19 protein-coding genes and 2 pseudogenes are annotated in these 24,676 nt (G+C 49.8%); 10 read left to right on the top strand and 11 right to left on the bottom strand.

All coding sequences use genetic code 11. The features are described from left to right. Positions 1-80: 80 nt before the first annotated feature. Entirely contained in the window at positions 81-992 is a 912-nt protein-coding gene (locus V8L73_RS11395) for a dihydrodipicolinate synthase family protein (protein ID WP_347253026.1), read from the top strand. Positions 993-1,106: 114 nt separating this feature from the next. On the opposite strand, the gene V8L73_RS11390 is transcribed toward V8L73_RS11395, so the two are convergent. The 6 genes from V8L73_RS11390 to V8L73_RS11365 all read right to left on the bottom strand — a co-directional run bounded on the left by V8L73_RS11390 (position 1,107) and on the right by V8L73_RS11365 (position 7,905). Further along, positions 1,107-2,210, bottom strand: coding sequence for a fimbrial protein (locus tag V8L73_RS11390; protein ID WP_161624097.1), 1,104 nt, complete (start codon positions 2,208-2,210; stop codon positions 1,107-1,109). A gap of 172 nt (positions 2,211-2,382) precedes the next feature. Next, positions 2,383-3,588 (bottom strand): fimbrial protein, encoded by a 1,206-nt coding sequence (locus V8L73_RS11385; protein ID WP_261830785.1) that lies wholly within the window; start codon positions 3,586-3,588, stop codon positions 2,383-2,385. A gap of 2 nt (positions 3,589-3,590) precedes the next feature. Beyond that, positions 3,591-3,881 carry an IS1 family transposase gene (locus V8L73_RS11380; protein WP_134389068.1) on the bottom strand — a complete coding sequence of 97 codons (291 nt, stop codon included), beginning with the start codon at positions 3,879-3,881 and terminating at the stop codon, positions 3,591-3,593. 10 nt (positions 3,882-3,891) lie between these two features. Beyond that, the gene (locus V8L73_RS11375) at positions 3,892-6,438 is read right to left on the bottom strand and encodes a fimbria/pilus outer membrane usher protein (RefSeq protein ID WP_347253025.1); all 2,547 of its coding nucleotides are present in this window, start codon (positions 6,436-6,438) and stop codon (positions 3,892-3,894) included. 119 nt (positions 6,439-6,557) lie between these two features. Further along, positions 6,558-7,262, bottom strand: coding sequence for a fimbrial biogenesis chaperone (locus V8L73_RS11370; protein ID WP_027272914.1), 705 nt, complete (start codon positions 7,260-7,262; stop codon positions 6,558-6,560). A gap of 85 nt (positions 7,263-7,347) precedes the next feature. Further along, entirely contained in the window at positions 7,348-7,905 is a 558-nt protein-coding gene (locus tag V8L73_RS11365; protein ID WP_027272915.1) for a fimbrial protein, read from the bottom strand. 1,584 nt (positions 7,906-9,489) lie between these two features. On the opposite strand from V8L73_RS11365, the gene V8L73_RS11360 reads away from it, so the two are divergent. The 4 genes from V8L73_RS11360 (at position 9,490) to V8L73_RS11345 (ending at position 16,834) form a co-directional block, all read left to right on the top strand. Beyond that, the gene (locus tag V8L73_RS11360) at positions 9,490-13,647 is read left to right on the top strand and encodes a hypothetical protein (RefSeq protein WP_347253024.1); all 4,158 of its coding nucleotides are present in this window, start codon (positions 9,490-9,492) and stop codon (positions 13,645-13,647) included. A 746-nt stretch (positions 13,648-14,393) separates the two neighbouring features. Then, positions 14,394-15,263, top strand: coding sequence for a LysR family transcriptional regulator (locus V8L73_RS11355; protein ID WP_027272917.1), 870 nt, complete (start codon positions 14,394-14,396; stop codon positions 15,261-15,263). A gap of 213 nt (positions 15,264-15,476) precedes the next feature. Further along, positions 15,477-16,268 carry a contractile injection system tape measure protein gene (locus tag V8L73_RS11350; RefSeq protein WP_347253023.1) on the top strand — a complete coding sequence of 264 codons (792 nt, stop codon included), beginning with the start codon at positions 15,477-15,479 and terminating at the stop codon, positions 16,266-16,268. Positions 16,269-16,444: 176 nt separating this feature from the next. Beyond that, on the top strand, positions 16,445-16,834 hold the full coding sequence (locus V8L73_RS11345; RefSeq protein WP_347253022.1) for a M15 family metallopeptidase: 390 nt from the start codon (positions 16,445-16,447) through the stop codon (positions 16,832-16,834). Positions 16,835-17,051: 217 nt separating this feature from the next. On the opposite strand, the gene V8L73_RS11340 is transcribed toward V8L73_RS11345, so the two are convergent. Beyond that, the gene (locus V8L73_RS11340; protein ID WP_027272920.1) at positions 17,052-17,807 is read right to left on the bottom strand and encodes an IclR family transcriptional regulator; all 756 of its coding nucleotides are present in this window, start codon (positions 17,805-17,807) and stop codon (positions 17,052-17,054) included. 454 nt (positions 17,808-18,261) lie between these two features. On the opposite strand from V8L73_RS11340, the gene putP reads away from it, so the two are divergent. Further along, complete coding sequence (gene putP / locus V8L73_RS11335) at positions 18,262-19,752, top strand: sodium/proline symporter PutP (protein ID WP_027272921.1); 1,491 nt, start codon at positions 18,262-18,264, stop codon at positions 19,750-19,752. A gap of 211 nt (positions 19,753-19,963) precedes the next feature. Then, positions 19,964-20,418, top strand: a pseudogene (gene tnpA, locus V8L73_RS11330) (IS200/IS605 family transposase). Between the two features lie 122 nt (positions 20,419-20,540). Here tnpA and V8L73_RS11325 read toward each other — a convergent pair. The 3 genes from V8L73_RS11325 to V8L73_RS11315 all read right to left on the bottom strand — a co-directional run bounded on the left by V8L73_RS11325 (position 20,541) and on the right by V8L73_RS11315 (position 22,370). Then, a complete protein-coding gene (locus V8L73_RS11325) occupies positions 20,541-21,419 on the bottom strand; it encodes an AraC family transcriptional regulator (RefSeq protein WP_347253021.1) in 879 nt (292 codons plus the stop codon). Positions 21,420-21,699: 280 nt separating this feature from the next. Continuing rightward, the gene (locus V8L73_RS11320) at positions 21,700-21,912 is read right to left on the bottom strand and encodes a helix-turn-helix transcriptional regulator (protein WP_347253020.1); all 213 of its coding nucleotides are present in this window, start codon (positions 21,910-21,912) and stop codon (positions 21,700-21,702) included. Then, on the bottom strand, positions 21,909-22,370 hold the full coding sequence (locus V8L73_RS11315; protein ID WP_347253019.1) for a hypothetical protein: 462 nt from the start codon (positions 22,368-22,370) through the stop codon (positions 21,909-21,911). The genes V8L73_RS11320 and V8L73_RS11315 overlap by 4 nt, the downstream gene beginning before the upstream one ends. 815 nt (positions 22,371-23,185) lie before the next feature. Here V8L73_RS11315 and V8L73_RS19890 point away from each other — a divergent pair. The 3 genes and pseudogenes from V8L73_RS19890 to V8L73_RS11305 form a co-directional block, all read left to right on the top strand. After that, a pseudogene (locus V8L73_RS19890) lies at positions 23,186-23,326 on the top strand (RHS domain-containing protein); the annotation flags it as partial. 6 nt (positions 23,327-23,332) lie between these two features. Continuing rightward, on the top strand, positions 23,333-23,779 hold the full coding sequence (locus tag V8L73_RS11310) for an RHS repeat-associated core domain-containing protein (protein ID WP_071783223.1): 447 nt from the start codon (positions 23,333-23,335) through the stop codon (positions 23,777-23,779). Positions 23,780-23,996: 217 nt separating this feature from the next. Then, a complete protein-coding gene (locus V8L73_RS11305) occupies positions 23,997-24,368 on the top strand; it encodes a hypothetical protein (RefSeq protein WP_027272928.1) in 372 nt (123 codons plus the stop codon). A gap of 75 nt (positions 24,369-24,443) precedes the next feature. Here V8L73_RS11305 and V8L73_RS11300 read toward each other — a convergent pair whose 3' ends face one another. Next, on the bottom strand, positions 24,444-24,563 hold the full coding sequence (locus V8L73_RS11300) for a SymE family type I addiction module toxin (RefSeq protein ID WP_134389066.1): 120 nt from the start codon (positions 24,561-24,563) through the stop codon (positions 24,444-24,446). Positions 24,564-24,676: the final 113 nt, after the last annotated feature.

The raw sequence follows: 24,676 nt of genomic DNA, 5'->3' as shown, positions 1-24,676 counted from the left end.
CAAAGCAGTAAGCGCGGCGCCCCGTCCACTTTCGTGCGGGGCGCCGCAGACCGATTTTTCATGGAGTAAGAAGGTACATAATGGCTGACTTAAGCAAGTTTTGCGGCGTCTATCCGCCGGTTCCTACCGTATTTCATCAGGACGGGCGTCTTGATACCGTTGGTATGGGCAAGCTCATCGATAAACTGGTCAACGAAGGCGTAGACGGTATGCTGATCCTCGGCAGCGGCGGCGAGTTTTGCCACATGCCGAAAGCGCGCCGCTTCGAGGTGGCAGAGTTCGCCGTTAAGCACATCGCCGGGCGAGTGCCGGTGCTGCTGGGCATCAGCAGCCCAAGCACCGAAGAGGTGATTGAGTTCGGCCAGCATGCCGACGCTCTCGGCGTTGACGCCGTGCTGGTATTGAACCCGTACTACGCGCTGCTCAGCGAAGAGTTCATGTATAACCACTTCAGCCGCGTGGCCCGCGCCGTTAAGTCGCCGGTGATTTTGTACAACTTTCCGGCGCTGACCGGGCAGGATATCAGCGTCGGCCTTATCAAGCGTCTGGCGGAAAACGAACCGAATATTATCGGCATCAAGGACACGGTGGACAACATTAGCCACGTGCGTGAAATCATCAATCAGGTTCGCCCGGTACGCAGCGACTTCGTGGTGTTCTCGGGTTTTGACGAATACATGATGGATACGCTGATTATGGGCGGCAACGGCGGCATTCCGGCGACGGCCAACTTTGCCTCCGACATTACCTGCGGCATCTATCGCGCCTGGAAAGAGAAAGACTATGAGACGATGTTTAACCTGCAGCGCCGCCTTTCTCAGCTGTCGACGGTCTACGGCCTGGAAACGCCGTTCTTCGGCGTCATCAAACAGGCGATTCGCCTGAGCGGGCTGGACATCTCCCCCGAGGTGCTGGCGCCGGTAGAGCGGCTGTCTAACGAGAAGACGCTGAAGCTGGTTGAGGTGATGGAAAGGGCGGGGATTAAGGTTTAGATCCTTCGCTAGAAGTTTATTTCACGTTTATGAAGCCAGGGAAAACCTGGCTTTTTTCATCCGGTTTCACCGGTGCGGTATCCGTGAAACCGGCAGCAAGGGCTTTTCATTACGCTACTGATAAGTGATAGTAAAAACCACGGCGCCATTCGCGATTCCGGCTTTTACGTTTGTATCATACTGAACGTAGCGGGCCTTCAGCGGAATAACGTAGGTCGCTCCGTCATCCGTGAGTAAGTTCTGAAGATCGAAGCCGCCGGTCCCATCAAGATTTATAGGATTATCTACACCACCTTCGGACACCTCAATGCCAATACCTTCGGCCGAGTTCGGCCCGCTTTCCAGCTTGGCCAGCAGGGGATTGTTTTCAACAACGCCGTGGGCGCTGTTAAACGCCAGCGCTACGCGGTTAGCGCTGCTTGTACCGGTTGTTAAGCCGCTGGACTCGGTATATCTATACTGGCCGTAGCCATAAAAGGGAGGGCAGTCCTTCAGCGTAATCTCAAACCCTTTCCACTCGGTTGCGCTGCCGACGCCGGTAAAGCTGGCGCGTTGATGCAGGCCAAGGCTGACGTCAATCACCGGCGTAGCCAGCTGGCAGGTTTTCGTATGCGCTGTGATGGCGCCGCTAAAATTCACCGTGACAAATACGCGATCGGTAGCGATCGGGGATTTGGAGCCGGAGGATATTTGAAAGGTGGGAAACGAAGATCCCAAAACCAGCTGAGTACCCGCCGGTATTGGCCCGGTTTTAATCAGCTCTATTTTTACTATTGAAACCTGGCCCAGGCCCTGAGTTGTCGTGCCATACCCTATCTGAAACTCTCTTTCCCAAATAGCGGGATACTGTGCGTTGTTAAAAACCGAGCCCGTCATATAAAAAACGGCACCGACGCCGGGAACGTTTGTCGGATAAACGGACTTATCGCCAGACTGCGTCGGCGCGCCTGACGGCGTGGCGATCGTCTCAATCTTGTTATAAACGTTCATTAACTGCTGGCCTTGCCCGGCCTCCAGATCTTCTACGGTTATCGTGCATTCATAGGAGGTATTTCTGGACGTGCCCATGAACTGGGCGGAATAAATGACTTTTCCAATGGGAGCATCCTCTCCGACCGTTGAAAGACCCGGCCCGATCACCGGGATTGTCAGGTTTTCAGTGAAAAGAGAGGTAAACTCACAGTTCACCGCCTGCGCCTGTAGCGCTACCAGTGCCAAAGCGCCTGATAAAAGTCGGCAGAGCGGCCCTGTATACGTCCTGCGCGCCGTCATTTTCATTATTAAAGTCTCTTAATTTTGCTTATAAAACGTTAACCGGCGCGCGGTCGCGTTAACGCCGATTTTTAGATAACCGTCGGTCAGCGGAACCCTGTCTCTCATCCGTATTCCGTTACTGATAGGTAACGGTAAAAACCACGGCCCCGTTCGCCTTGCCGCCCTTGACGTTGGAATCGTACTGGACGTATCTGGCCCTCAGCGGGTAGACGTAGGTTCCTCCATCGCTGGTGGTTAGGGAAGGAATTGAGTAGGGCGTCATACCGTTAAGGCTGACGTTATAGGTGTAGTCTCCTCTTCTGGCAACCTCAATGCCGATGCCCTCAGCAGAGTCCGGTCCGCTTTCCAGCAGGGCCGTGCGCGCGTTATAAGTGCCGTGGGCGCTGTTAAAGGTGATTGAGACATTGTTGGCTCTGCCGTTGCCCAACGTTCTATCTGTGCTTTCAACGTAAGAATATTCGTAGGCGTTTTCCTGCGAGTAGCCGTGGAACGGCGGGCAGTTTTTCAGAATGATGTCAAAATCCTTCCACTCGGTGCCGCTGCCGACGCCGGTAAAGTCGGCGCGCGGGTGCGAGCCTAACTCTACGTCTATCACCGTCGTTTCCAACTGGCAGGTTTTGGTATGCATGGTCATTGCGCCGCTGAAGCTGAGGGTCATAAAGGGTTGTTCAAACGGGGCGGGCGCGATGGCGCCGACGGAAAGTTGGATTGTAGGAAACGACGAACTTAACACCTGCTGGGTTCCCGCCGTGGCGATGGGGCCGGTTTTGATAAGCTGTACTTTGGTTGACCCCATGTAGCCAAAGTTCCCTATCGTTCCAGCGTAGGTGATAGGGGTAGGGTCCTGATACCAGGTATCGGGATATTTCCAGGTGTTCAGAGCCGCGGGCTGCACGTTGATGGCGACGCCGATGCCGGGAACGTTGGTCGGATACACGGCCTTGTCGCCAAAGAACGTAGGCCCCCCCGACGGCATGGCGATAACGTCGGCCTTAATATAGGTTTCGTAGGTGGTAGGAACGTCCGCCGCTTCTACCTTGCAGTTCCAGCCAATTCTTTTATTGTTGTCGACGGTAAAGTTATAGCTGCCGCTGTAGATAACCGATCCAACGGTAATATCTTCCCCAATCGTCGATATGTCCGGGCCGATAATCGGCATCGAGAAGTCTTCGTAGTAGGTGGGAACATAGGGCTTACAGGTTGCCGCCTGCGACTGAAATGCCGCCAGTGCCAGCGAGCTGAATAAGAGACAGCCAAGCTGATTTGCATATTTCCCTAGCGTTGGCTTGTGTACCGCAAAGGGGCGTGTCGCTATTTTCATCATCAATGTCCCTTATTTTGCTTATAGAGCGATAACCGACGGTTGACCGTGTTAGCGCTGATTTTTAGATAGGCGCCAATCTTCTCCGGCGCCCAGCCCTGTTCGATGAGTTGACGTATCTGCTCATTTGTCTCAGGGCGATTGCCTCGGTAGTAGTACTGCGTTTGAAACGAACGCCTGCACGCTTTGCAGTGGTAGCGGGGCAGCCCGGAGCTGCCTTTTCCGTGCTTTGTCACTCTGTCGTTTTTACGGCAGTAGGGGCACAGAGGGTTGAATAGGTTTGGCGATCTCATAACGTTACTTCTACTCACAGCGAGAGTTAAACTTAATGGCATTGTCTTTCTCCAGATCCGCATTGGCCGGCAGCATGTAGCGCACCTGGCACTGCTGGTCCGGCGCTTCGCCCCACACGACCTTGACCTGTCCTTCGGTTGACGGAACGCGGGCGAACAGGCGTCCTCCCTGGCCTACGACGCCGATGCGGCGCCCGTCGGCGTCAAACGCTTCCGCGCCGAACGGCAGCGGCTGGCCGTTGGCCATCGGCGCGCTGATAAGGGCCGGGTAACCTACGGTAGTGTCGTACTTCACTTTCACCACTGCGCCGCTGTACGGCGCGACTTTCTGACTGGTCAGGTTCAGCTCTACGTTGTTCGATAGCCCCTTCGGGCTGATTTCAACCTCGTTAAGCTGATAAGCCGTCAGGTAGGGAACGAGAGCGTAGCCGAAGCCGTCCACCTTGATGCCGGGATAGCTCACCATCTTTGCGCCCTTGGCGCCTTTGGCTTCGATCAGCGCGTAGGTGTCGCCGCTGTAGGGCGAAAGCGTCAGCCCGCCGGAGTGCGCTACCATCGCGCCGCTCAGGCCGGCCGAGTAGGTCTCGTAGTCTTTGCCGCTGCCCGCCAGCGCGCTCATGGTGGTGTACGGCGTGCGCATTGAGCCGTTGACCACCAGGCTGCTGCTGCTTCCACGCCCTTCGCCGCCCTGACGGTTGTGGCCCGCCGTGACGTTGTAGCTGTACTGGCGTTCGTCCCCCGCCGTGCCGGAGGCGAACAGCTGTTCATTCATGGTGTTGCCTGGCCCGCGAGTTACCGTGGTGCCCATTTGGCTAAAGCCGAACAGGTTGTCCAGCGGGAGCATCAGGTTAATCATGTAGGTGTTTTGGAACTTGCCGAACGCGTCCTGATTTCGGTTGATGCTCAGGTTGTAGTTGAGCTTTTTGTAGCGGTTGTTGTAGCCGAACTGATACTGCCGATCGGTTCTTTGATCGTTCCAGTACGCCTGCTGCCAGGCGCTGACGTAAAACTGGCCCCAGCCCTGCGGCAGCGGCTGGGAGGCGCTTACCATCAGGCGGTTTTTAGCGCGTCGATACTGCGACTTGCCGTAGTTTTGCGACAGCAGCTCGCGGGTCGACATGGCGGTCATAAAGTCCATATAGCCGTCGGTTGAGAAGCGGTAGGCCGCCACCGACAGGTTACTGCCGGTGGTTTGCACTATCTGGCTGTATTTGAGCTGATAGCTTTCCCCCGACATCGTTCCCTGATCTACGCCCCAGGCGTCTCCCAGCTTGGTGCGAGCGTGGGTGACGTCCAGCGAGAAGGCGCCGATCGGCGTACCGATAGACGCGCCGCCCTGTGCCGCCTGATAGTCGCCGTTGCCCTGCAGGCCGCCGTACAGCGTCAGGGCGTTGTTGACGCCTCGCCGATAGGTGCCCTCCATCAGCGTCGGTTCGCTCCTAAGCTGGGTGGTACGCAGCTTGCCGTAGGTCAGGCTGTAGTGATGGGTGCCCGGGCGCAGCAGGTTGCTGGTTGACGAGTAGGGAATTTGGAAGTTCTGCTGCGAGCCGTCCGCCTCCTCAATAGACACGTCCAGATTGCCGCCGTAGCCGGTGGGGTACAGGTCGGTGATTTCAAACGGGCCGGGCGCGACCGTGCGCTCGTAAATCACGTTGTCCGCCTGGCGAATAACGACCTTAGCGGCCGTACGCGCCGTGCCTCGAACCACCGGCGCATAGCCCCTGACCGAGTTGGGCAACATCTGTTCTTCATTGGCTATCTGCGCGCCGCGAAACGACAGGGTGTCAAACAGCTCGCCCTTGGTGTTGGCGTCGCCGACCAGCAGCCGCCCCTGAACGGCGGGAATGTCTCTTTGCAGGTAGGTGTTGATATTGTTGTAGTCGCTGCCGGTATCGGTGGTTTTGGTGTACACGCCGTTGTGGCGGAAGTACCAGCCCTTGAGGTTAAAGCCGCTGTTGATGTTGCCGTAGAGCGTGTCGTTGTCCTTGCCGTTAAAGCGGGTGCGGCTGGCGTTAAGGTTGTAGCCCAGCGTCGCCGCCGTGATGCCGGTATCCCACTGCTCGGGGTTAACGTAGCCGCGGGGGCGGCGGACGATATAAATTTCCGGTAGGGTCAGGTTGAGCGACTGCTCGTTGGCGTCAAACGTCACGCTGCCTTCGGGCAGCAGGCGGTTTAGCGCCAGGCACTGGTTCTCTTTGTGGTCGGCGATCTCTTTTTGCGCCTGTGCGCTTAGCCGCTCGACGTTGATGTCCAGCGCGGCGAGCGTAGAGGATTTGACGCAGAGATCCACTTTGGGCACCCGCTTGCCGTCCACCGTTCTGTCCTGCACGGTGACTTCATCCCGACCGATGCGGCGGCCGTTGACGATAAGCTCTGCGCTGTGCACGCCCGCCGGCGCCAGATCCTGATTGTAGCGCGTCAGGTCGATGCGCTGCTGGCTGCCGGGGCTCATAAAATAGGGGTTGAACTCAATGTCGTCATCCGCAGCGGCCCAGCCGGGGAGGGCTAACAGAACGGCGGCGGTCAGCGGTGACAGTGAACGATGAAAAGAGGACATGTGAATTCCTTTCACTAAAAGCGCCGTAACGGAACGACGCGATAGTTGATAAAAAATGAAACGTTTTTATTTTGGCGCCGGCGCGCGGCGCTCTCTTTGTGTTTTTTAGTCAACGCCTCTTACGGGGAAACCGGCTGCGGCGTTGGATTGATGCCGCCATAGTCGTTGATATAAGAGGGATAGATTGTGCCGAGGCTCTTTTTCAGCGAGAAAAACGTTTTTCCGCCGGGGGCTATCATGCCGCCGTCGCCGATCGGGCGTTTGCCCGCCTTGTCTTCAGCGATGTTTGCCAGAGACACGTAGTAGGGCGTAGGGTTCGTTCCCTCAACGCCGCCTTTGACTCTTTTCCAGGTAACGGACTGTCCTGCCTGGTTAGCGTTGCCCGGCAGGCCGGCCGGACGATAAAAAATCTTGATGCGCGAGCGGAACGCCATCTGTAGCTGATTTTGCTTTTCTTTGTTCAGAGGAGGCACTTCCAGCACGCTGAGCCAGAATACGGACTCTTTGTCGGTGGGCAGCGGCTCGCCGGTATACATCAGGCGCAGCGTTTGGCCCTTTCCCGCGTTGATGCGGTTGACCGGAGGCGTGATGGTGAAAGGGGCCTTAGCCGTTTCCGGCGTGGCTTCCGGGTCGCCGTCATCGACCCAACTTTGGGCAAGAACGGGCTTATCTCCCCGATTGTCGATTTTCACCGTGACCTCGCGCTCACCGGCCGGGTAAATGACGCGCGTACCGGTGATGACAATCCCGGCCAGCGCGGGCGCGGTCAGGATAAAAGAGAAGACGAGCGCGGCTGCGCTGCGGTAAACGGTGCGGTGGTTCATGAAGGCTTTTCTCCCTGATGCGGGGAGCGGCTGGCCGCCCCCCGTGTAACGCTCATCAATACGATTAATCGGTTATAGCGACCGATTAGAAATAGTTGATGGTGAAGTTAACGGCGCTGGCGACCAGGCCCGGCGTGGCGGCGCCGGTCGCGTAGTACTCAACGGCGTACGGCAGCGTAGCGGAGCCTGAGCTCAGATCGTAGGTGGTGGAAGAGGTGTGCTGATCCGGGCTGCCCACCTTGATGGCGTTGCCGGTCGCGGCGTCAACCAGCTGCAGCTGAACGTTGCTGGCTTCAGTTCCGCCGGTGATGGTGTTGTTCAGACGGTAGCCGACCGGATCGACGGTAGCGCCGTTCTCAAAGAACGCTGCGGCGTTGGTCACAGAGGCGGAGCCAGAACAGTTGCTCAGCTCAATGTTGAAGCCGGTGCGCTTGGCGGTTGCGCCGGCCGCGGCCAGCTGAGTTTTATCAACGGCCTGCAGCACGACGGTCGCCGGGCTGGCGTTACCGTCGATGGTGATATCGCAGGTCTTGTCGATCACTTCACCGGTGAAGTTAACGGTGCCGTTAGACGCGGCCTGAACGGCGGTTGCGCCAAACGTTGCTGCGATAGCGGTAGCTAAAAGATATTTACTGAACTTCATAACAAACTCCATGTTGGTCTTACATCGTCATTTAAAGTTGGAATAATCAACCGTGATATATGAAATATCTTTTAGGCCAATTATTTCCTTCATCACGCGAATCAAGGGGCGAAAAAGGGATAGAGAGACTTTTTTCACATCTGCTCGCGCAAACATTCCCACTTTTAGGTAGAATGAGAATTCTTTGTCAAAAAATAATATGTTTAATGTGTTGTTTAATTTTTGGTCTGTATTTTTAGATGGCTAAATTTCCCATGCTAAATGTGTCTTAAGCTGTGGGGTATAGCTCTTATCAAGGAAGGTGAAGGGTGATGGCCGTCTTTTAGGCCCATGCTGCGCCTCATCCTTGACGAGAGATATCCATCTTTTTGTGGATTAAACACGATCTATAATTCTGTGTAAACATTTGCAATGAGAATAATATTCTTTTAATGACCTATCTACCAACAGTGAGTTTTGCTCCAGATCTAATGAGCGATATCAATGCGATCTATTAGATCTATATTTAGTTGATATCACTTTTTTTAAGCTTTTACTTATATTTTTACGGGGTTTTTGTATCCATATATTATGGTTTTTGTTGTTATTATTTTTATTTAAAGGTGTTGCTTTAATATTGTATGATTGATTTTTGTTTTTAAGCTTCTTACCGTCTGCGGCTGGCAGCTTCAGATTGAGTCTCAAGGCCCATTCTTACGGATACTTTGTAGTTACATTGTCCCCGAGGCTTTGCGCCCTGAAATTACTCCCAACGCACGGTTGGGTAGGGAACTGCCGATGAGACAGCCGGTTTCTTTACACTTATTACTACATATTGGCTAAAGCAACTATAGGAATAGCCTCGTGTCGCGCTACAAAATTATGTGCAGGCTTGACGTTTTCGATCCTCCTTTTAACTTTCTTTCCGTTTAGTCTCTAGGGTTTTTGGAGGATTCTTAATAATTAATCTCATCTATTTTTATTCTTATTTTTTTTGATAGTTAAAATATGTTTTTATGTAATATTATAAAATATTAATGAAAGTATTTCATAATATTTTAGCTCTATATAATTAGTTTTTATTATAATTAACGTAAGTAAGTTTTTTTTAAATTATCTCACGTTTAAAAATACTAATTTTAAAATTGTTCTTTATCGAATTTTTCGTTTGTATATACAATATAGTGTAAGAGAATTCATCTGTGGCTTGAAGCTATCTTGTTGAATGTGATTGTATTTTTATTATTGAGGCTTTTTTATGATACTAAGCCCGCTTAACTGAACATTTAAAAGCATTTTGCTGCGCTGATTTTGATAATTATTGCACCCTGTGTTTATGGTATTTTTCTCTGCACATTTGACGCGTTTTATTCAGAATTTAATAACGTCTTGTGTGTTGGTTAAGCGTATCACGCCTGCCGTCTTATTTTTTAATAGCATCAGGGGAGCGATATATTGAGCAACATTTTTCGATGTAATTCCTCTTGGTAACAGAAAGGTTTCTCAGCCTGTAACCAGGCCAGTCAGATGTTTTAAAAATAGACGTTAGCCAAGTTCTATTACTGTCAGCAATCTTGCTGAAATTAATTAATCTTAAGGAAGACAATGATGAGAATTTATCCCAATATTGAAAATGCCCAGTTACAAAAATGGCATACGGATTTCCTCCAGAACTATAACTATGAGCTGGAAGAGGTGACAAATAAAGCTTTTGCCATGTGGAAAAACGTTGAGGCCCAGTCTTATCGCGGATATCCGAATGATGTGAAGACGCTTCATGAATGGCTGCTGCCTATTTACCATCGACTCAACAATGTCTCCAATGACTCGCAGGAGCGTTGGTTAGGGCAGATTTTAACGCTGCTAAGTATCTACCATGCCCACACCAGTCAGGATACTAACCAGCGTAAACAAGTTATGGACGAGTTTACTCATATCGCGGAAGGTATCTATCAGGAAGCCGCAGCGGCAATGAACGACCCAGGCGAATTCGTCATGCGTATGTTTACGCTGCCGATCGGCGCTACGCGCTGGATCGCGGCTGAGGATCTTACGCCGGTCATTCAGCTGGAAATTTTACAGGAATTATTCACCCATAATCCAACGATTGAAAGAGCCGAGCTCTATTTCTACCGGGCTATCGAGCTACAAATCGAAATTCAGGAAAGAATATTTGAAGGGCTGCAGTTCCATCGTGCTCAGCAGGAAATGCTCTGGAATGAGGCGAATACGGAAGTGGAGCGTCTGGTCGCGGCGGCTGGCGCGCAAAGAGATCCCTGGGTTCGTCTCAGAACGCTGGGAAGCCAGATGTTTACGAATCACCCGAATAAATATACCTATCGGATTCTGCTGGCATTTCTCAACAAACTGAGCGTGGACGACGGTTTTAGCCGGAAAATTAGTGGGTGGGAGGTTGAGGTTGCAGAACTCGCGAATGCGGAACAGCGCACGGGGCCAACCTCATTTTTCTCACTGCTGAGCCTGCCCGTTTCGCCGGACATTTACTATGCCGACTATTTGTGGGAGGCGTTTGTGGCTCTGCTGGTGAGTAACAATGCCCTGTCGCAGGATGCGTACCCAGGCGCCAGGCAGCACGATAAATTACTGGCTGCGGTGGAAGGCATCGAAGTGGCGATATTCGATTTGGTTCCTTTTATGAATCTGGCCGCTGGGTACATTCAGACGCCCCACCTGCCGGCAAATATTCGTCAGGGTATCGATTTGGCTGCGATGGTGGTCAGCGAGTTTATTCCCGGCGGCTCTATAGCGGAAGCGTTAAATGAGGTCGGTAAGACAGTCAGCATTCTCGCAAAAGAAGCAAAGGCTCTGGAAGGGACGCTGGCGACGGAAATCCGAGCGTTGGCGCAAATTCGCAATGAAGCCAAAGCCACAGAGCATATCCCGTTCAGCGGTTACGAGGTGACGCTGAAGAATGTGCGGGAACTGAAGCCGGTAAATGGCTATAGCGGTATTCATGTGGATAACGCGGGAAACTATTACCTTTTCCAGGACGGGCGATATTATGAAGTGTACTGGCACCCTGGTCAGGATCGGTTCCAGTTGTTTAATGGAAACGATTTATTTAAACCGCATTTTGCCATGAAGCAGAGTCCACAGGGGCGTTGGCAGTTCCACCCCATGCTGGCTGAAGAGGTACTGACGGAGGCAAAGAAAACGGCCTCATCGGTCAGCCTGCCGGAAGAGTACAAGGTGTTTCCGGAAGGGCCGCTCAGCGAGGAAGAGGGGACCGGGATACTGTTTGATGAGAAGGGACATCACTATATCAACCAGTCGGGCGATATCTATCCGGTCCTTTTTGACGCGGGAAATGATACCTGGCGAGTCTATTCGACGGAGGGGAAGAACGTTAAATATCAGTACCCGGTTTTTCTGGATGAAGAGGGCGTCTGGCAAACGCATTCCGATGTGGGCCTGAAAGGTGGAGGAAAAGTACAAAATCCCCCCTTAACTGCAGAAGAGAAGCAGCAGGTTGTCGATGCGTTACGGGAACAACAGCGGCAGGAGGGAAAAGTTAATTACGCCGAGATTTCCAGACGATTAACTCATCTTCGTAATGGTCTAGGGGTTAGGCCGGGACTGGTCGGTAAAATTGCGGCAAAAGAAAATATTGGTTCATCTTTTACTAAAATCCCGGAATCTGTTAAAGACAATATAATAACGATGTTGAACAATAATATTGCTGTAGACGATATTATAAAGGAGGTGGCAAAGGAATACAGGACTCTCACGAGGAAGACAATTTTAGATATAAAATTGACGTTGGGAATTTCAAGCAGGCGACCGATAATAAAACTAACCGATGAACAAGTCGACTTTATTGTTAGGCTAACTAGTGAATCTTATTCAACAAAAGATATAGCCATAAAGATGAACGAGGCTTACCCAGGCCTGGGTATAACCCGTAGTAGAATTGGTTATGAATTAAAAAAGAAAAATATCAGGCCAGCCTATTCAACCGGAGGGGGAGCGTCTACCAAGTACCCGGAAGATGTACAACAAAAGATTGTTGAATTATATGAAACAAAAAGTTCAGTAGTCATTGCCAGAGAATTGACGCAGAGTGGAACCCCTATAAATTCAAATGCAGTGCGAGATATCCTGAGGACTCACGGAATAATTCCTGCAGAGGTTTATAACCGGGGAGTAATTTCTGAGGAGATTGAAAGTTTGGTAATACAAAAGCTGGAGCTAATGAAAGCTAATAACCAGCCTTTAAGCTTTACGCAAGTCTCTCGTGAGATAGCGGCTGAGATAGGATATGTAGCAAAGTCGACGGTAAGAAAGATTGCCTTGCGGAATAAATTGATTCCGGGTTTCGTGCCAGAGATGGAGTTGTTTGAGCTTATTGATAGATTTACTAACGCGGAAAATGAGAGTTTTACACAGGTGGCTTCCGAGTTGGCGAAGCGTAATATTGAGGCGACGCCAATTGGGTTGAGTCGTAGAGCGGTTCGGATGCGCATCTCTTCAAACGTGGCGCTGGTTACACGTGGTCAGGCGAGGCAGATCTTTGATTTGTCGGATTTTGGGATGTCGGCAGCTGATATTTCTAAAGAACTGAAGATCAACATACGAAGAGTCTGGGATACGCTGAAGAACTTTAATTCAGAAACGGGTACGCGTGCCTGGTGGCGGGCAGAACCCCAAATACGTACCGGAATAATTAAAGCTCTGGAAGACGGTGAACGGAACACAGCACTGATAGCGGGACGATTTAAAGTACAAGCAGAAACCGTTCGCGGTATTGCAAACCAGATTATTTGGGCGCGTAATAAATTAATCGTCGGAAGGCTGGGGCAAGGCAAGACAATAGAGGCGGTGGCGAAGGAGTTCGGCATTTCGAAATCGGTGGTAGCCAGGGTTGCCAAGGATATGCCGCCAAGTACGCACGATATCCACCTGACGGCGGCCGAGCGAGCGGAAGTGTGGACGTTACTGAACCAGCGCGGTGAGGGGGCGCTGACCAAGCAGGAAATCGCGGAGAAACAAGGCATCTCGTACTGGATGGTGGAGAAGATCCAGCACGATGAGAGTCAACGCGTGCTGGACTCAATTCCTGTGGAAACACGGGATTCGGCCATCTTCATGCTTCGTAACGATTTGGAACCGCAGGATATTATGCATAATTTAGGCCTTTCAGAGGAAGAGATGGGCGTGATTGAAAGGGAGGATGCTGCGGGAAATATCATTATCGCTCCACCGTTACCAGGCTCGTCTGCGTCCACTATCAGGGTTATCACTGAGCTGACTGATGAGCAAAAAATTCAAGCGCTGGATTTGCTGATAAAAGGGAATTCACTTCAAAAGGTGACTGAAATTCTGGGGATAAAATATATTCATTCGATTGAGCGTATTATGGAGAATATTGATGCACTTCCGTTGGAAGATTTAGATGAATTAGAGGAATTTTTAGACTTGCCTGCAAAAAGGCCCCGGATCGATGAGCCTGGCCCATCAGGAATACCCGCAGCACCGGAAAAACCGGTATCGCCAGAGGAGTCTTCACCAGAAACACCGGCGACACCCGAAAAGCCTGTATCGCCAGAGCATCAGTATAACAATGTTTTTGATCTGCCGGAAGGAGACCAAAACGTCATCGTTGAGGAGTATAGGCGAGGACGTACCCTGACGTCGATTGCTGACAGGTTTAATATTGAAAAAGAGGCCTTGCGGAGTTTCCTGGCAATTAAGCTGGAAAAACGCTACATCACTGAGGAGTTTAAAGACGTTATGGATTGGTAAATAGAAGCCAATAAGATTTATTTTTTCTTCTGAAGGAATTCGCCCTTATGGGCGAATTCCCGAAAAGAGTTGACCCGCATATGAATATTGTTTGATAGAACAAATCAAAATCAGACAATTACACAAATTTATGTAAATAAAACCGCATACTAACGAGCCTGCGGTTTGGTTGTTCATCATGTTAGCTCATTAATACTAATGCCAAAATACTTAAATCTGTACAGACCACAAGCAATGTCGACAAGTAAGTTGTAAACCATTCTGTTGTTTGCTCTGAAAAGGTTAAGAACATATTGCTTTCATGTACTGAGATAGCTATTTTTCTGTTTAACATCAACAGAGAATGACTTTTTCTCTCCCTTTATGTGTGATTTGCTTTATTGAGATGTTTTCCTTGTCTACAGTTAAGTATTATTATTTTTTTTGACTGGTATAAACTGTATTTATTGGTGATTGTATAACAAATGGAAATTAATGTTTAAAAAGGGTTTGTGAGAAAACTAGTAATCCTTTCTTGAAGTATATGGCCGCTTAACGAAGCGTTTGTTTCCAAATTATTGTTAATAGCAATTGTATTACTATAAAAATGCTATCTTATTCTTTGTACTGGGTCGCAATTTTGCTTGCAAAATGACTAAAACAGGAATTATTTTTTGATTATATTAGTCAGTTAGCTATTATCAAATGATGTATTTTTGTGAATGGGAATATTTTGGTTTTTATTACATTGGAATGTGAGGGGAGTAATGAATACTTTTATTAATAAACGATTGCAATATTTCATGATGGCTATGGAAACACAATGTTTAAATAAGGCTGCGGAACAGTTATGTATTACACGCTCCCCACTAGGAAAATCACTGAGTGATTTAGAAAGTATTTTGTCTGAAAGGCTATTTATAAGAAAGTATAATAAGCTTGAGCCCACGGAGATAGCTTTTAAAATTCACAAGAGGCTTCTTCCAATTTACCATGAGTTATTGTCATTAGAGAATGATCTTAATCCAAGGAAACGCGGTAAGAAATTTCATATAATATTTGATCTCTCTGTTCCACATCTTATGGTATGCAACTTCATCAAGCAATTTGACATAGCGAATTTTTCTGTTACATATCACTATGTCTATGTTGCAGCTAAGGAATTTGAGTTTTTATTGGCAAATAAACACACTATCCTTATTTCTTATCGCTCTCACGTCCCTATACCTCATATTAAAAAAATAACTCTTGAACAAGAAAGCGTTGTAATATGTTGTCCTGGAAATATCCATGAAAATGACTTTTCTAGTCGCGAGGTGATGAACAATATTCCAATTCTGATTAGGAAGAAAAGTAATGGTGGAGATGAGCTTAAAGGGATGTTAAGCAACGTAATTGGTAAAACGTATCCCTGTTTCAGAATTGAGGATGTTGATGAGGATATGACCTCAATGCTGCTTAGTGTGATAAATGGTAAAGCTATGCTTATCATGCCAGAACGTATTGCTGGTCTATTCAATATAAAGCATATCAATAAGTATGAGTTTGCCGATCTCAAAGTTAGCTTGTCAATACACTATAACAATGCTATTGGCGATAAAGAAATGAGAGAAGTTATAGGTATGTTTGAACGCTAGCTTTTGCTAAAGCAATCTTGTTGAATTGCTTGCTTCACAAGATTGCCATCTATTTCTATAGGCAGTAGGAAACCTCATTCTCATGAGATTAAGCTGTCGAATCATACCATGAAGTTCAGGTGGATATTATATATTGATGTGCATTATTAAAATTTAATTAACTTAATTAAAGCATCAAAATAATAGCATTCAATACTTATCGCTGAGGGAAATATGGATAATAAAATTCATCGTTGCAATATGATAATGGAAATATTTAATTATGAACATCATAAAATTATGACTCAACATGATTCTTTTTCTCGCTTGTCGTTAAAATATGGCTGTGAAAATATTATACGGGAGGTTGTCGGTGATAATGATATAGATATTAATATTGGTGCTATCAATATCTGTCTCGACGATTTTTCATACGGCACGTTTGAATTTCAGTTTCGCTCGCGATTTATTGAAACTTTTCGGAAACAGTTAACTGAGCGCTACTTTGAACAGAGAAACATTAAGCACAATGAAGTCAGTCAAGCAACGCTTAGCAATTCGGAACGGGTGTTTTCCCGTTATCTGTACAGCGGCTGCTGGCCTTATGCCGATAAATGGCAGCAGGATCCCGCAAGCTGGCTGGTAGAACAGCTGATAACAGCTCAGGAGATGTGGTATCCCTTTGTAATGAGCGCCTGCTTGCAGGCGCTACCACGCCACCGTCTGTGGCTGCTGTTTGAGCAGAATTATGTTCTGCGGCACTACTACGCATGGCCGAAGTCTGAGGCGAATCTGTTGCTGTATGCGCTGCGCTATTTTCAGCGTCATCCACATTTACAGGCTAATTACCTGTTGGGCCCCGTAGAGAAACTGCCGCTTTTTGACTGCGCTCAGGCTGAAACAAAGCAGCTGCTGACGCCGCTGCTGGTCGGTGGCCCTTCGATATCGGCTACGGCTTCATCCGCTTTGAGCCTGTGGATAAGCGCGCTGCTTCAACAAAAAGCGGTGCGAAAGCTGGTGAGCTAGGCGCATAGCGATAAAACCGGATATCTAACAGAACGACCTTTCACTTGCTGCGTCGCCGCTAGACAGTATGTCTACATCGATTGGGTAGAGAGGCGACTAAACCTGATTTGGTGCATCGCGAGCTGGAACGCTCGCGGCAACGTGTTAGCTATGTTTCATAAAAAGTGGAGGAGTAAATGAGCAGTTTCAAATTTAGCGGTCGAAGCGAGCGCAACCTGAACGGCGTACACCCTGATTTAGTCAAGGTAGTCCGGCGAGCGCTGGAACTATCCCCGGTTGATTTCGCCATTACCGAAGGGGTACGCAGCATCGAACGCCAAAAGCAATTAGTCGCAGCCGGCAAGAGCCAGACATCAAATAGTCGCCATTTAACGGGTCATGCGGTCGACGTATTTGCCTATCCAACGTCAGCCGGATCCTGGGAGTGGAAATACTACGTGCAAATTGCCAATGCGTTTAAGGCGGCGGCGAATGAATTAAGGATCGTTATTGAATGGGGCGGTGACTGGAAGTCGTTAAAAGACGGGCCTCATTACCAGTTGCCTTGGTCTGAGTACCCTAAATAACGCGCTTCATCATCGGTGGTTTAGCGATGGCCGTGGCGGTGTATTAACTCGATGAACAGGGCTGCACGCCATGAAGCAGAAAGAGTCAATAAGAAAGCCCGCGATCTGTAGAAGGAGGAGAAGGCTTTCTTTAGTTATGGGTGATGAGGGACTGCGCCTGTGTTAGATCCCGCCCCCAAGAGGGGGGCCTATATTTGCATCGAAAGTTGCAACTCCTCTACCTCAACCTTCCCAACAGCTCCTTCCCCGCCAGCATCACTCGCTCCGCTAGCTGTTCGCGTTTATCGTCCGGAATTTGGAACGCCACGCCGGAAACGCTGATGGCGGCGATAACCTGCCCCTGAGGGTTAAACACCGGCACGGCGATGCAGCGCACGCCCTGGCTGTCTTCTTCGTCGTCGTAGGCCCAGCCGCGCTGTCGGATAAGCGCAAGCTGCTTCTTGAGCGTAGGAACGTCGGTGATGGTGGTGTCGGTAAAGCGCGTTAGCGGCAGCTCGTCGCTCAGCAGGTCGTCCACCTCTTCGGGGCTCAGCCACGCCATAATCGCTTTGCCGAGGCCGGAGCTGTGCAGCGAAAGGCGTTTGCCTTCCCAACTGCGGATAACAATTGCCTGTGGGCTTTCCAGCTTGGTGAGGTAAATAGGGGAAGAACCCTGTAAGACGCCCAAGTGGCAGGTCAAGTTGGTATCGTCGCGCAGCGCGGCCAGCACCGGCTGGGCAATTTTCTTAATGTCGTACTGTTCTACGGCCTTATTGCCTAGCTCGTACAGCCGAAGGCCCAGATAGTATTTATCGCCGTCCTGCCGCAGCAGGCCGTGGGTCACCATGGCGCTAAGCAGCGAAGAGGTGCTGCTTTTAGCCATGCCGACGCCTTGATAAATTTGGCTAAAGGTTGCGCCGTTTTTATCGGACAAAAAGTCGCAGACGCGAACAACCTTATCAAGAGCGGGGACAGAGGTAGAGATCGTTTTCATGGCAATCGCTGATTTATGGCCAACCTGGGAGGTATCGCGCAATATTCAAAGTTGTTCATAGTATAACCACAATATTCGTGATTGAAAAAGGGGATAAAATTCGGAAAACCTCGGGTAAATCGCGGGAATAGAGACGAATTTTCGAGCGGTTTGTCGCCGTTGCCCGCCTTCTGTGCAAAAGCCCAAACTTTAAATGTGATATTTGTGATGAAAATGGGCGAACCCTGTGGGGTTAATTTCGCGGCAAGTGGTGATTCATGCTGCATAAAAACGATTTATTGGAATATCCGTCATCGGCTTGTCATCTTGCGGAAAGATGGCGATAATTTCGGTCTTTTTTGTCCGTTCGCCTGCGGGAATATGGGCCGACGAGCGGTGCATTATCAATATCAATAAAAGACGACCGTCATCGGCAGCGACTGAATAACGGCAAGACGTGGATGTGGAGAGCTGCATGACCGAAAGCATACCAATGCTAGTGACCTTTGTGGTCTACATTGTGGGGATGATCGTTATCGGGTTGGCCGCCTACCGTGCGACCAACAACTTTGGCGATTACATTTTAGGAGGCCGCCGTCTGGGCAGCTTTGTCACCGCGCTGTCCGCCGGCGCGTCCGACATGAGCGGCTGGCTGCTGATGGGGCTGCCGGGAGCCGTCTTTCTGTCCGGCATTTCCGAAAGCTGGATTGCCATCGGGCTTACGATAGGCGCCTACCTGAACTGGCGTATCGTCGCCGGTCGCCTGCGGGTGCATACTGAAGTCAACCATAACGCGCTGACGCTGCCGGACTATTTCACCACTCGCTTTGAAGATAAAAGCCGCGTGCTGCGCATTTTCTCCGCCGTGGTTATCCTGATTTTCTTCACCATCTACTGCGCCTCCGGCGTGGTGGCGGGCGCTCGCCTGTTTGAAAGCACTTTCGGCATGGACTACCACACCGCCCTGTGGGTCGGTGCGGCGGCGACCATCGCCTACACTTTCATCGGCGGCTTTTTGGCCGTGAGCTGGACCGACACCGTTCAGGCCTCGCTGATGATTTTCGCGCTGATACTGACGCCGGTGATGGTAATCATCGCCGTCGGCGGCTTTGGCAGCTCGATGGACGTCATTGAGGCGAAAAGCGTCGAATATCTGGATATGTTTAAAGGCCTTAACTGGGTTGCCATTATTTCCCTTATGGGGTGGGGGTTGGGCTACTTCGGGCAGCCGCATATTCTGGCGCGCTTTATGGCCGCGGATTCCCACCACGTGATCCACAAAGCCCGCCGCATCAGCATGACCTGGATGATTTTCTGTCTGGCGGGCGCGGTGGCGGTCGGCTTCTTCGGCATCGCGTTCTTCTCCAACAATCCGCAGCTTGCGGGCAACGTAAGCGAAAACGGCGAACGGGTGTTTATTGAACTTTCCAAACTGCTGTTTAACCCTTGGATCGCCGGCGTGCTGCTGTCGGCCATTCTGGCGGCGGTGATGAGCACCCTGAGCTGCCAACTGCTGGTCTGTTCCAGCGCGCTGACGGAAGACTTCTATAAGGCGTTTTTACGTAAGAACGCCAGCCAGCGCGAGCTGGTGTGGGTAGGGCGGTTGATGGTGCTGCTGGTGGCGGTGATCGCGATCGTTTTGGCCTCTAACCCCGACAACCGCGTTCTGGGGCTGGTCGCGTACGCCTGGGCCGGGTTCGGCGCCGCGTTTGGCCCGGTTATTCTGCTTTCCGTTCTGTGGCGAGGGATGACCCGCAACGGCGCGCTGGCAGGCATGCTGGTTGGGGCGGCAACGGTGCTGATATGGAAACAGTTTGGCTGGTTTAACCTGTACGAGATAATCCCTGGCTTCCTGTTTGGCGCTATCGCTATCGTTGTCTTCAGCCGCGTGGGCGGCAAGCCAAGCGAAAAAATGCTGACCCGTTTTGACGAAGCGGAAGCGGAATATCAGGGCGAGAAGGACTGATAAAAGAGTAATAGAGTGATATTGGAAAAGGCGGAATATAATATTCCGCCTTTCTATTATGGCTTTAGCCAGTTTAAGTCGCGTTAGCGTCTTAAACATAAAACCACCTGCTTTGCGGGTGGGATCAAAGGGTTATACCAAGAAAAACACCTTTCCGTTACGATATAGATGTTCAAGCTAATAACCGTAACTAAAATGAGGAAAGGTGTTTATGGGCATTAAAGCACAAAGCTCAGCGCATACAAAGTGGCTGTGCAAATACCATATCGTCTTTTCGCCGAAGTTCAGACGGAAAGTGATTTTCAATAGTATACGTTCAAGCGTAGGTGAGATATTACGAGACCTTTGTAAGTATAAAGGAGTGGAAATAATAGAAGGTCACCTGATGCCGGATCATGTTCATATGTTGGTAAGTATTCCTCCGAAGTTGAGTGTTTCAAGCTTTATGGGTATCTGAAAGGGAAAAGTTCGCTGATGATTTTTGATAGACATGCCAATCTAAAATATAAGTTTGGCAACAGAAAATTTTGGAGCGAAGGCTTCTATGTAAGTACGGTAGGGCTAAATGAAGCGACAATCCAAAAATATATCAGAGAACAAGAGAAATCAGATTTAGTCTCAGACAAATTGAGCAGCAAAGAGTATACAGACCCCTTCAAGGGGTAAGCCAAAGTAGCAAAGACACTTAGCTTGAACGAAGAGAAAGCGGCGTCATTTAGGCGCAGTCGGTAACAAGCCCTTATAGGGCAAGAGCAAACCACCCGCTATGCGGGTGGTTATGATTTTTACTATTTAATCGCCATATAGATATCGGTAATCAGCTCGCTTTCCGGCGTATCGCACGGGTTGTTGAGATAGATTTCAAACGCCGGCAGATCGGCGCACTCATAGCCGCTGTTGGGCAACCACTGGCCATAAAAGGCGCCGTAGGCCTGTTCCAGCGTAGAGTAGGGGCCGACGTGGCGGTAGCGGGCGTAAAGCCCGGCCGCCAGCTGAATGGTCTGAATTCTTTCATCCTTCGGCGGCTCGGCGAGCGGCGCGTCAAACGCGACGCAGGCGTCGGAATGGCACTGCGAGGGGAGCGTTACGGTGGGATCGTCATAATAAATGCCGATGCCGGCTCTGGCCCGCTCCTGCAGATTATTCTCCATTACCCACTGCCACAGGGCATTAAATGCGCCGCTGATTTCATTATAGGGGCCGACGTGATGGACGCCGTAGACGGTTTCTTCCTGACGGTTTTCGATAGTGACGTTCACGCTGATAGTCTCCTGATTGATGGGGGGATAGAGCGGGGCGTGCGCCCCGTCGTTCGGCGATTTTCCCGCTTTTCTATACTGAGCGGGCGAGAGGCCGAACTGCGCTTTAAAAGCGCGTGAAAATGACTGCGGCGTTTCATAACCTGACGCCATGGCGATATCGGTGATGCTGCGCGCGCCGGAGGCGACGTAAGACGCCGCGCGGTCTAGCCTTAGGCGGCGGTGAGTGTCGGCAACGGTTTCTCCTACCAGCGAAGTGTAGATGCGGTGAAAGTGGTAGCGGGAAAAGGCGGACTCGCTGGCCAGCGCGTCTATGTTTACCGGCGCGTCCAGCGAGCGGGCAAGCAGCGCGTAAGATTTTCTGATGCGCTTTCGATACGCTTCCCGCGTGGCGGGCTTTTTCATCATGACGTGGCGCCTTCCTTAGTAAATTTATATGGAAGTATAACCAGTACTTTTAACCCAAACTTATCCCGTATTGCGAAAATGTGCGTTTGCTCGCGGTTGAATTTGAAAGGGATGGGTTCTAAGTGGTGGTTAGAAGAGAAGGGCAAACGGAACGTTCGCCCAGCGTGTTATCGGCATCGCAGTATTTGATTGACGAGGTGAAAGGCTTACCCATTATGCGGTCTGCCCGGAGACCCGCGCCACGGCTAACGGCAGCGCGGGAAGCCCCTCAGAAAACGTTCTACCTGCCGTAATACCTAGACGGCCAAATTTCCTCCGGCGTGACTCCCAGCGCCCCGGCAATCAGCCTTTCCCCCTTTGGCCAGCGGCGAGCCAGTGCGTTAGCCAGCGTGGTGGACGCCAGCCCCGCGTCGCGAGAGACGGCGGCAAGGGACGTGCCGCGCTTTTTTAATGCTGCGATAACGTCGGCGGAATGCCAGTCCTGCGGTTTCATAGCTCACCTCCATGAACGGGAACGATCCCATTGGCCGTACGCACCCAGCGCGGGGCTTTAAGCTCCGCCGCGAGGTAGCAGACCAGCCCAAACAGCAGGTCCGACAGCGTTTGCTCCACGTCGTGCGGCAGCTCCCGGTTGGCCAGAATCTGCGCCAGCGCAAGGCAGTAGTCGCACAGCTGCCCCGTATCTGGCTCAAAGCGAGGATAAGCAAGGGGATAGCTATTAATAATAAATTGTGATTCCAGATGGCGGGGGATCGGGTCATTTTGCGTATCTTTAAGCCACGTGAGGCAGGCGATGAGGCGCTCGCAAAACGCGGCGCGCAGCACCGGAAAGTCTAACTCCGCCTGGGCTTCGGCGTACAGTTCGCAGCGGTCGGCCAGGGTGGTGAAATCGACGTTAGGATTTAGAAAGAGAGAAAGTAACGGGTGAGTTTGGGTTGGGGTAGTAGCCATAGGGCAGCCTCTGGTAAGTAGAATATGGAACCACCAACGAAGCGGTCAATCTCGTGGGTGGTGAACTGAACGGGGTTGACCTTACCAGCCTTACCAGACACTGGCGCACCTTACGATGCCCTCGCCCAGCTCACCATAGAGTGGAGAAGCGTGAGTATATCGCTTCCAAAGCTGGACACACGATATAGAAAGACGCAAATGCACCGTCTGTTGCTGATAAGAATGATACAGGAGGTCAATCCCGTGGCCTGATTTTGCAGGCACGACGCGACAATACTGCGGCTAATAATTCGCAGCAATAAAAGGAATTAAATGTCTGGAGATGTCTCGCAAAATAATAGATCGCAGGCAGGTTTTGGGAGTAGCGTCTCCTAATTTAGAATAGCACAAATAACAGAATACCTAATTGGACACAATATGAAGAGTATTTAGCTGCCAGGATGAAACTTGTTTTTAAACTAGGAAAGAGACCCGGTCTTAAATAAAGATTAGAAGAGATGGAGAGAGTTAGACGTGATTACTCTGAGCTACCTCAGGGGAAGAATCCTTTTTGAGGTAATGATATGTGTGAAAAAAATATAAAAAAGATGAACTCGTATGAAGTCCTTAGATTGTATAGGGATGGAATTGATTTTATGTGCCCATATTGTAAGTTACGGTTAGTTTCAATACCCGAAAATATTTCTGATAGGAGAAATGCTCTTGGACTACATTGTCCCAAAAACGATAGTCATTTTTTTATTATAACAAAAAAATAACACATTCAGAGGTGACGATAGCAGAGTCAGAGCAACGAGCGCCACTGGCAGACGTTCCTGTATGAACCGGGAAGCCACCGCCCGCTGGCGCTGATTGACGGCAACAAACTTACCCTGCCGAAATATCTGGAATCGAAAGTCTACTGGTATCACAATGACCACCTCGGCACGCCGCACTGCCTGACGAACATCAACGGCGAAGAGGTGTACCGCTGCCAGTTCGATGCCTACGGCAATCTGGTGGAAGAAGAGACGTCCACCTACTGGCAGACCGGCGAACGGTTGATAAGCTTCTGCAATCCGCTGCGCTTTCAGGGCCAGTACGAGGATGAGGAGTCCGGGCTCTTTTATAATCTGAACAGATATTATCAGCCGGAACTGGGGCGGTATATTACGCCTGACCCGATAGGGCTGATGGGTGGATATAACCCATATGCTTATGTACATAACCCGAATAATTGGATAGATCCGCTTGGACTAGCGACGTGCCCTCCTGTAGGCAATGATGGCTATAAGTTCTCTTTTGGCTCACTTCGCCATATCTTAAGAAGACACTCTCCTCATGTTGGTCCTCCTAAGCAAGAACCATATGCATCAATGAAGCCTAAAAGGCAAAAAAGGTTCGCCATTCCCATCGGAGTGGAGCAATAGAGATATTGCGCATGCTACAGTGGAGGTTGCTAATAACCCTGCAAATCAAGTCATTTCTAATAGGGAAGGGTTCTTTGGTAAGGTATTTGAAGGCACATCGACCCAAAATGGGGTAACACAGAAAATACGTGTTATTAAGACCATGTTGATCCGCATATTGGTGGTACTGGTCCAGGTGTTATTACATCTAGTATTCCAATTAAATAAGAGATGGTTGATGAAATATACTACATGTCAAAATTGTTATTCTAGCTATGAGTCGGATCTGGAAAGATGTCCAGATTGTAATGCATCTCAAGGTGAAAAAGATGATGGGTTAATAGTTTTTACAGAAGAAGCTCGCTCTGAAATATCACGACTTGGCGGAATTGTGTATGATGTTATCCATCTTCCTGAAGAGCGCTATTTAATTCCATGTGAGTGGGGAGTGCTTCTTTATAATAATGCCAAAAAGTCTTTTTGGCATTACCTCTGTGGAATTGTTGATGCGGTTGTGGTTAATGAATATGTGGAGATCACACATGGAGATAAGAGAGACTATCTGACACTTGATGATGGAAGATTAGTTAAAAGGGAGAATGTTGGCTAACTCTCTTCTGGCGTGGAATGATCCTATCAGGATCATTCCTGCTAATTATTAAATGTCAGTGCACATACAACTCTGTTAAATCTGAATAACCACCTGATCAGGCATCACGCTGATCGCCAGCGGTTGCTCGGTAAGGTTACACTGCGTCAGCCAGTCCCCCGCCAGATACAGCTCACGACCCGTTGGGTCTGACATGTGGAAAGATTGACGGAAATATTGATCCAAAAGATGTTCGATATATGCAAAGTTCTATAAAAAACCAAACGGGGAAATATACCGTTTGAGTATGATGCAGCAGCTGATGCAGC

This window comes from Leminorella grimontii (assembly GCF_039789245.1).
GTDB lineage: Bacteria > Pseudomonadota > Gammaproteobacteria > Enterobacterales > Enterobacteriaceae > Leminorella > Leminorella grimontii.
This window is presented reverse-complemented; position numbering and strand designations above follow the sequence as displayed.

Excerpts from the sequence above, each read along its gene's own strand:
- V8L73_RS11395 (WP_347253026.1), top strand. The coding sequence starts at position 81 with ATGGCTGACTTAAGCAAGTTTTGCGGCGTCTATCCGCCGGTTCCTACC.
- V8L73_RS11385 (WP_261830785.1), bottom strand. The coding sequence starts at position 3,588 with ATGAAAATAGCGACACGCCCCTTTGCGGTACACAAGCCAACGCTAGGG.
- V8L73_RS11380 (WP_134389068.1), bottom strand. The coding sequence starts at position 3,881 with ATGAGATCGCCAAACCTATTCAACCCTCTGTGCCCCTACTGCCGTAAA.
- V8L73_RS11375 (WP_347253025.1), bottom strand. The coding sequence starts at position 6,438 with ATGTCCTCTTTTCATCGTTCACTGTCACCGCTGACCGCCGCCGTTCTG.
- V8L73_RS11370 (WP_027272914.1), bottom strand. The coding sequence starts at position 7,262 with ATGAACCACCGCACCGTTTACCGCAGCGCAGCCGCGCTCGTCTTCTCT.
- V8L73_RS11365 (WP_027272915.1), bottom strand. The coding sequence starts at position 7,905 with ATGAAGTTCAGTAAATATCTTTTAGCTACCGCTATCGCAGCAACGTTT.
- V8L73_RS11360 (WP_347253024.1), top strand. The coding sequence starts at position 9,490 with ATGATGAGAATTTATCCCAATATTGAAAATGCCCAGTTACAAAAATGG.
- V8L73_RS11355 (WP_027272917.1), top strand. The coding sequence starts at position 14,394 with ATGAATACTTTTATTAATAAACGATTGCAATATTTCATGATGGCTATG.
- V8L73_RS11350 (WP_347253023.1), top strand. The coding sequence starts at position 15,477 with ATGGATAATAAAATTCATCGTTGCAATATGATAATGGAAATATTTAAT.
- V8L73_RS11345 (WP_347253022.1), top strand. The coding sequence starts at position 16,445 with ATGAGCAGTTTCAAATTTAGCGGTCGAAGCGAGCGCAACCTGAACGGC.
- V8L73_RS11340 (WP_027272920.1), bottom strand. The coding sequence starts at position 17,807 with ATGAAAACGATCTCTACCTCTGTCCCCGCTCTTGATAAGGTTGTTCGC.
- putP (WP_027272921.1), top strand. The coding sequence starts at position 18,262 with ATGACCGAAAGCATACCAATGCTAGTGACCTTTGTGGTCTACATTGTG.
- V8L73_RS11325 (WP_347253021.1), bottom strand. The coding sequence starts at position 21,419 with ATGATGAAAAAGCCCGCCACGCGGGAAGCGTATCGAAAGCGCATCAGA.
- V8L73_RS11320 (WP_347253020.1), bottom strand. The coding sequence starts at position 21,912 with ATGAAACCGCAGGACTGGCATTCCGCCGACGTTATCGCAGCATTAAAA.
- V8L73_RS11315 (WP_347253019.1), bottom strand. The coding sequence starts at position 22,370 with ATGGCTACTACCCCAACCCAAACTCACCCGTTACTTTCTCTCTTTCTA.
- V8L73_RS11305 (WP_027272928.1), top strand. The coding sequence starts at position 23,997 with ATGAAATATACTACATGTCAAAATTGTTATTCTAGCTATGAGTCGGAT.
- V8L73_RS11300 (WP_134389066.1), bottom strand. The coding sequence starts at position 24,563 with ATGTCAGACCCAACGGGTCGTGAGCTGTATCTGGCGGGGGACTGGCTG.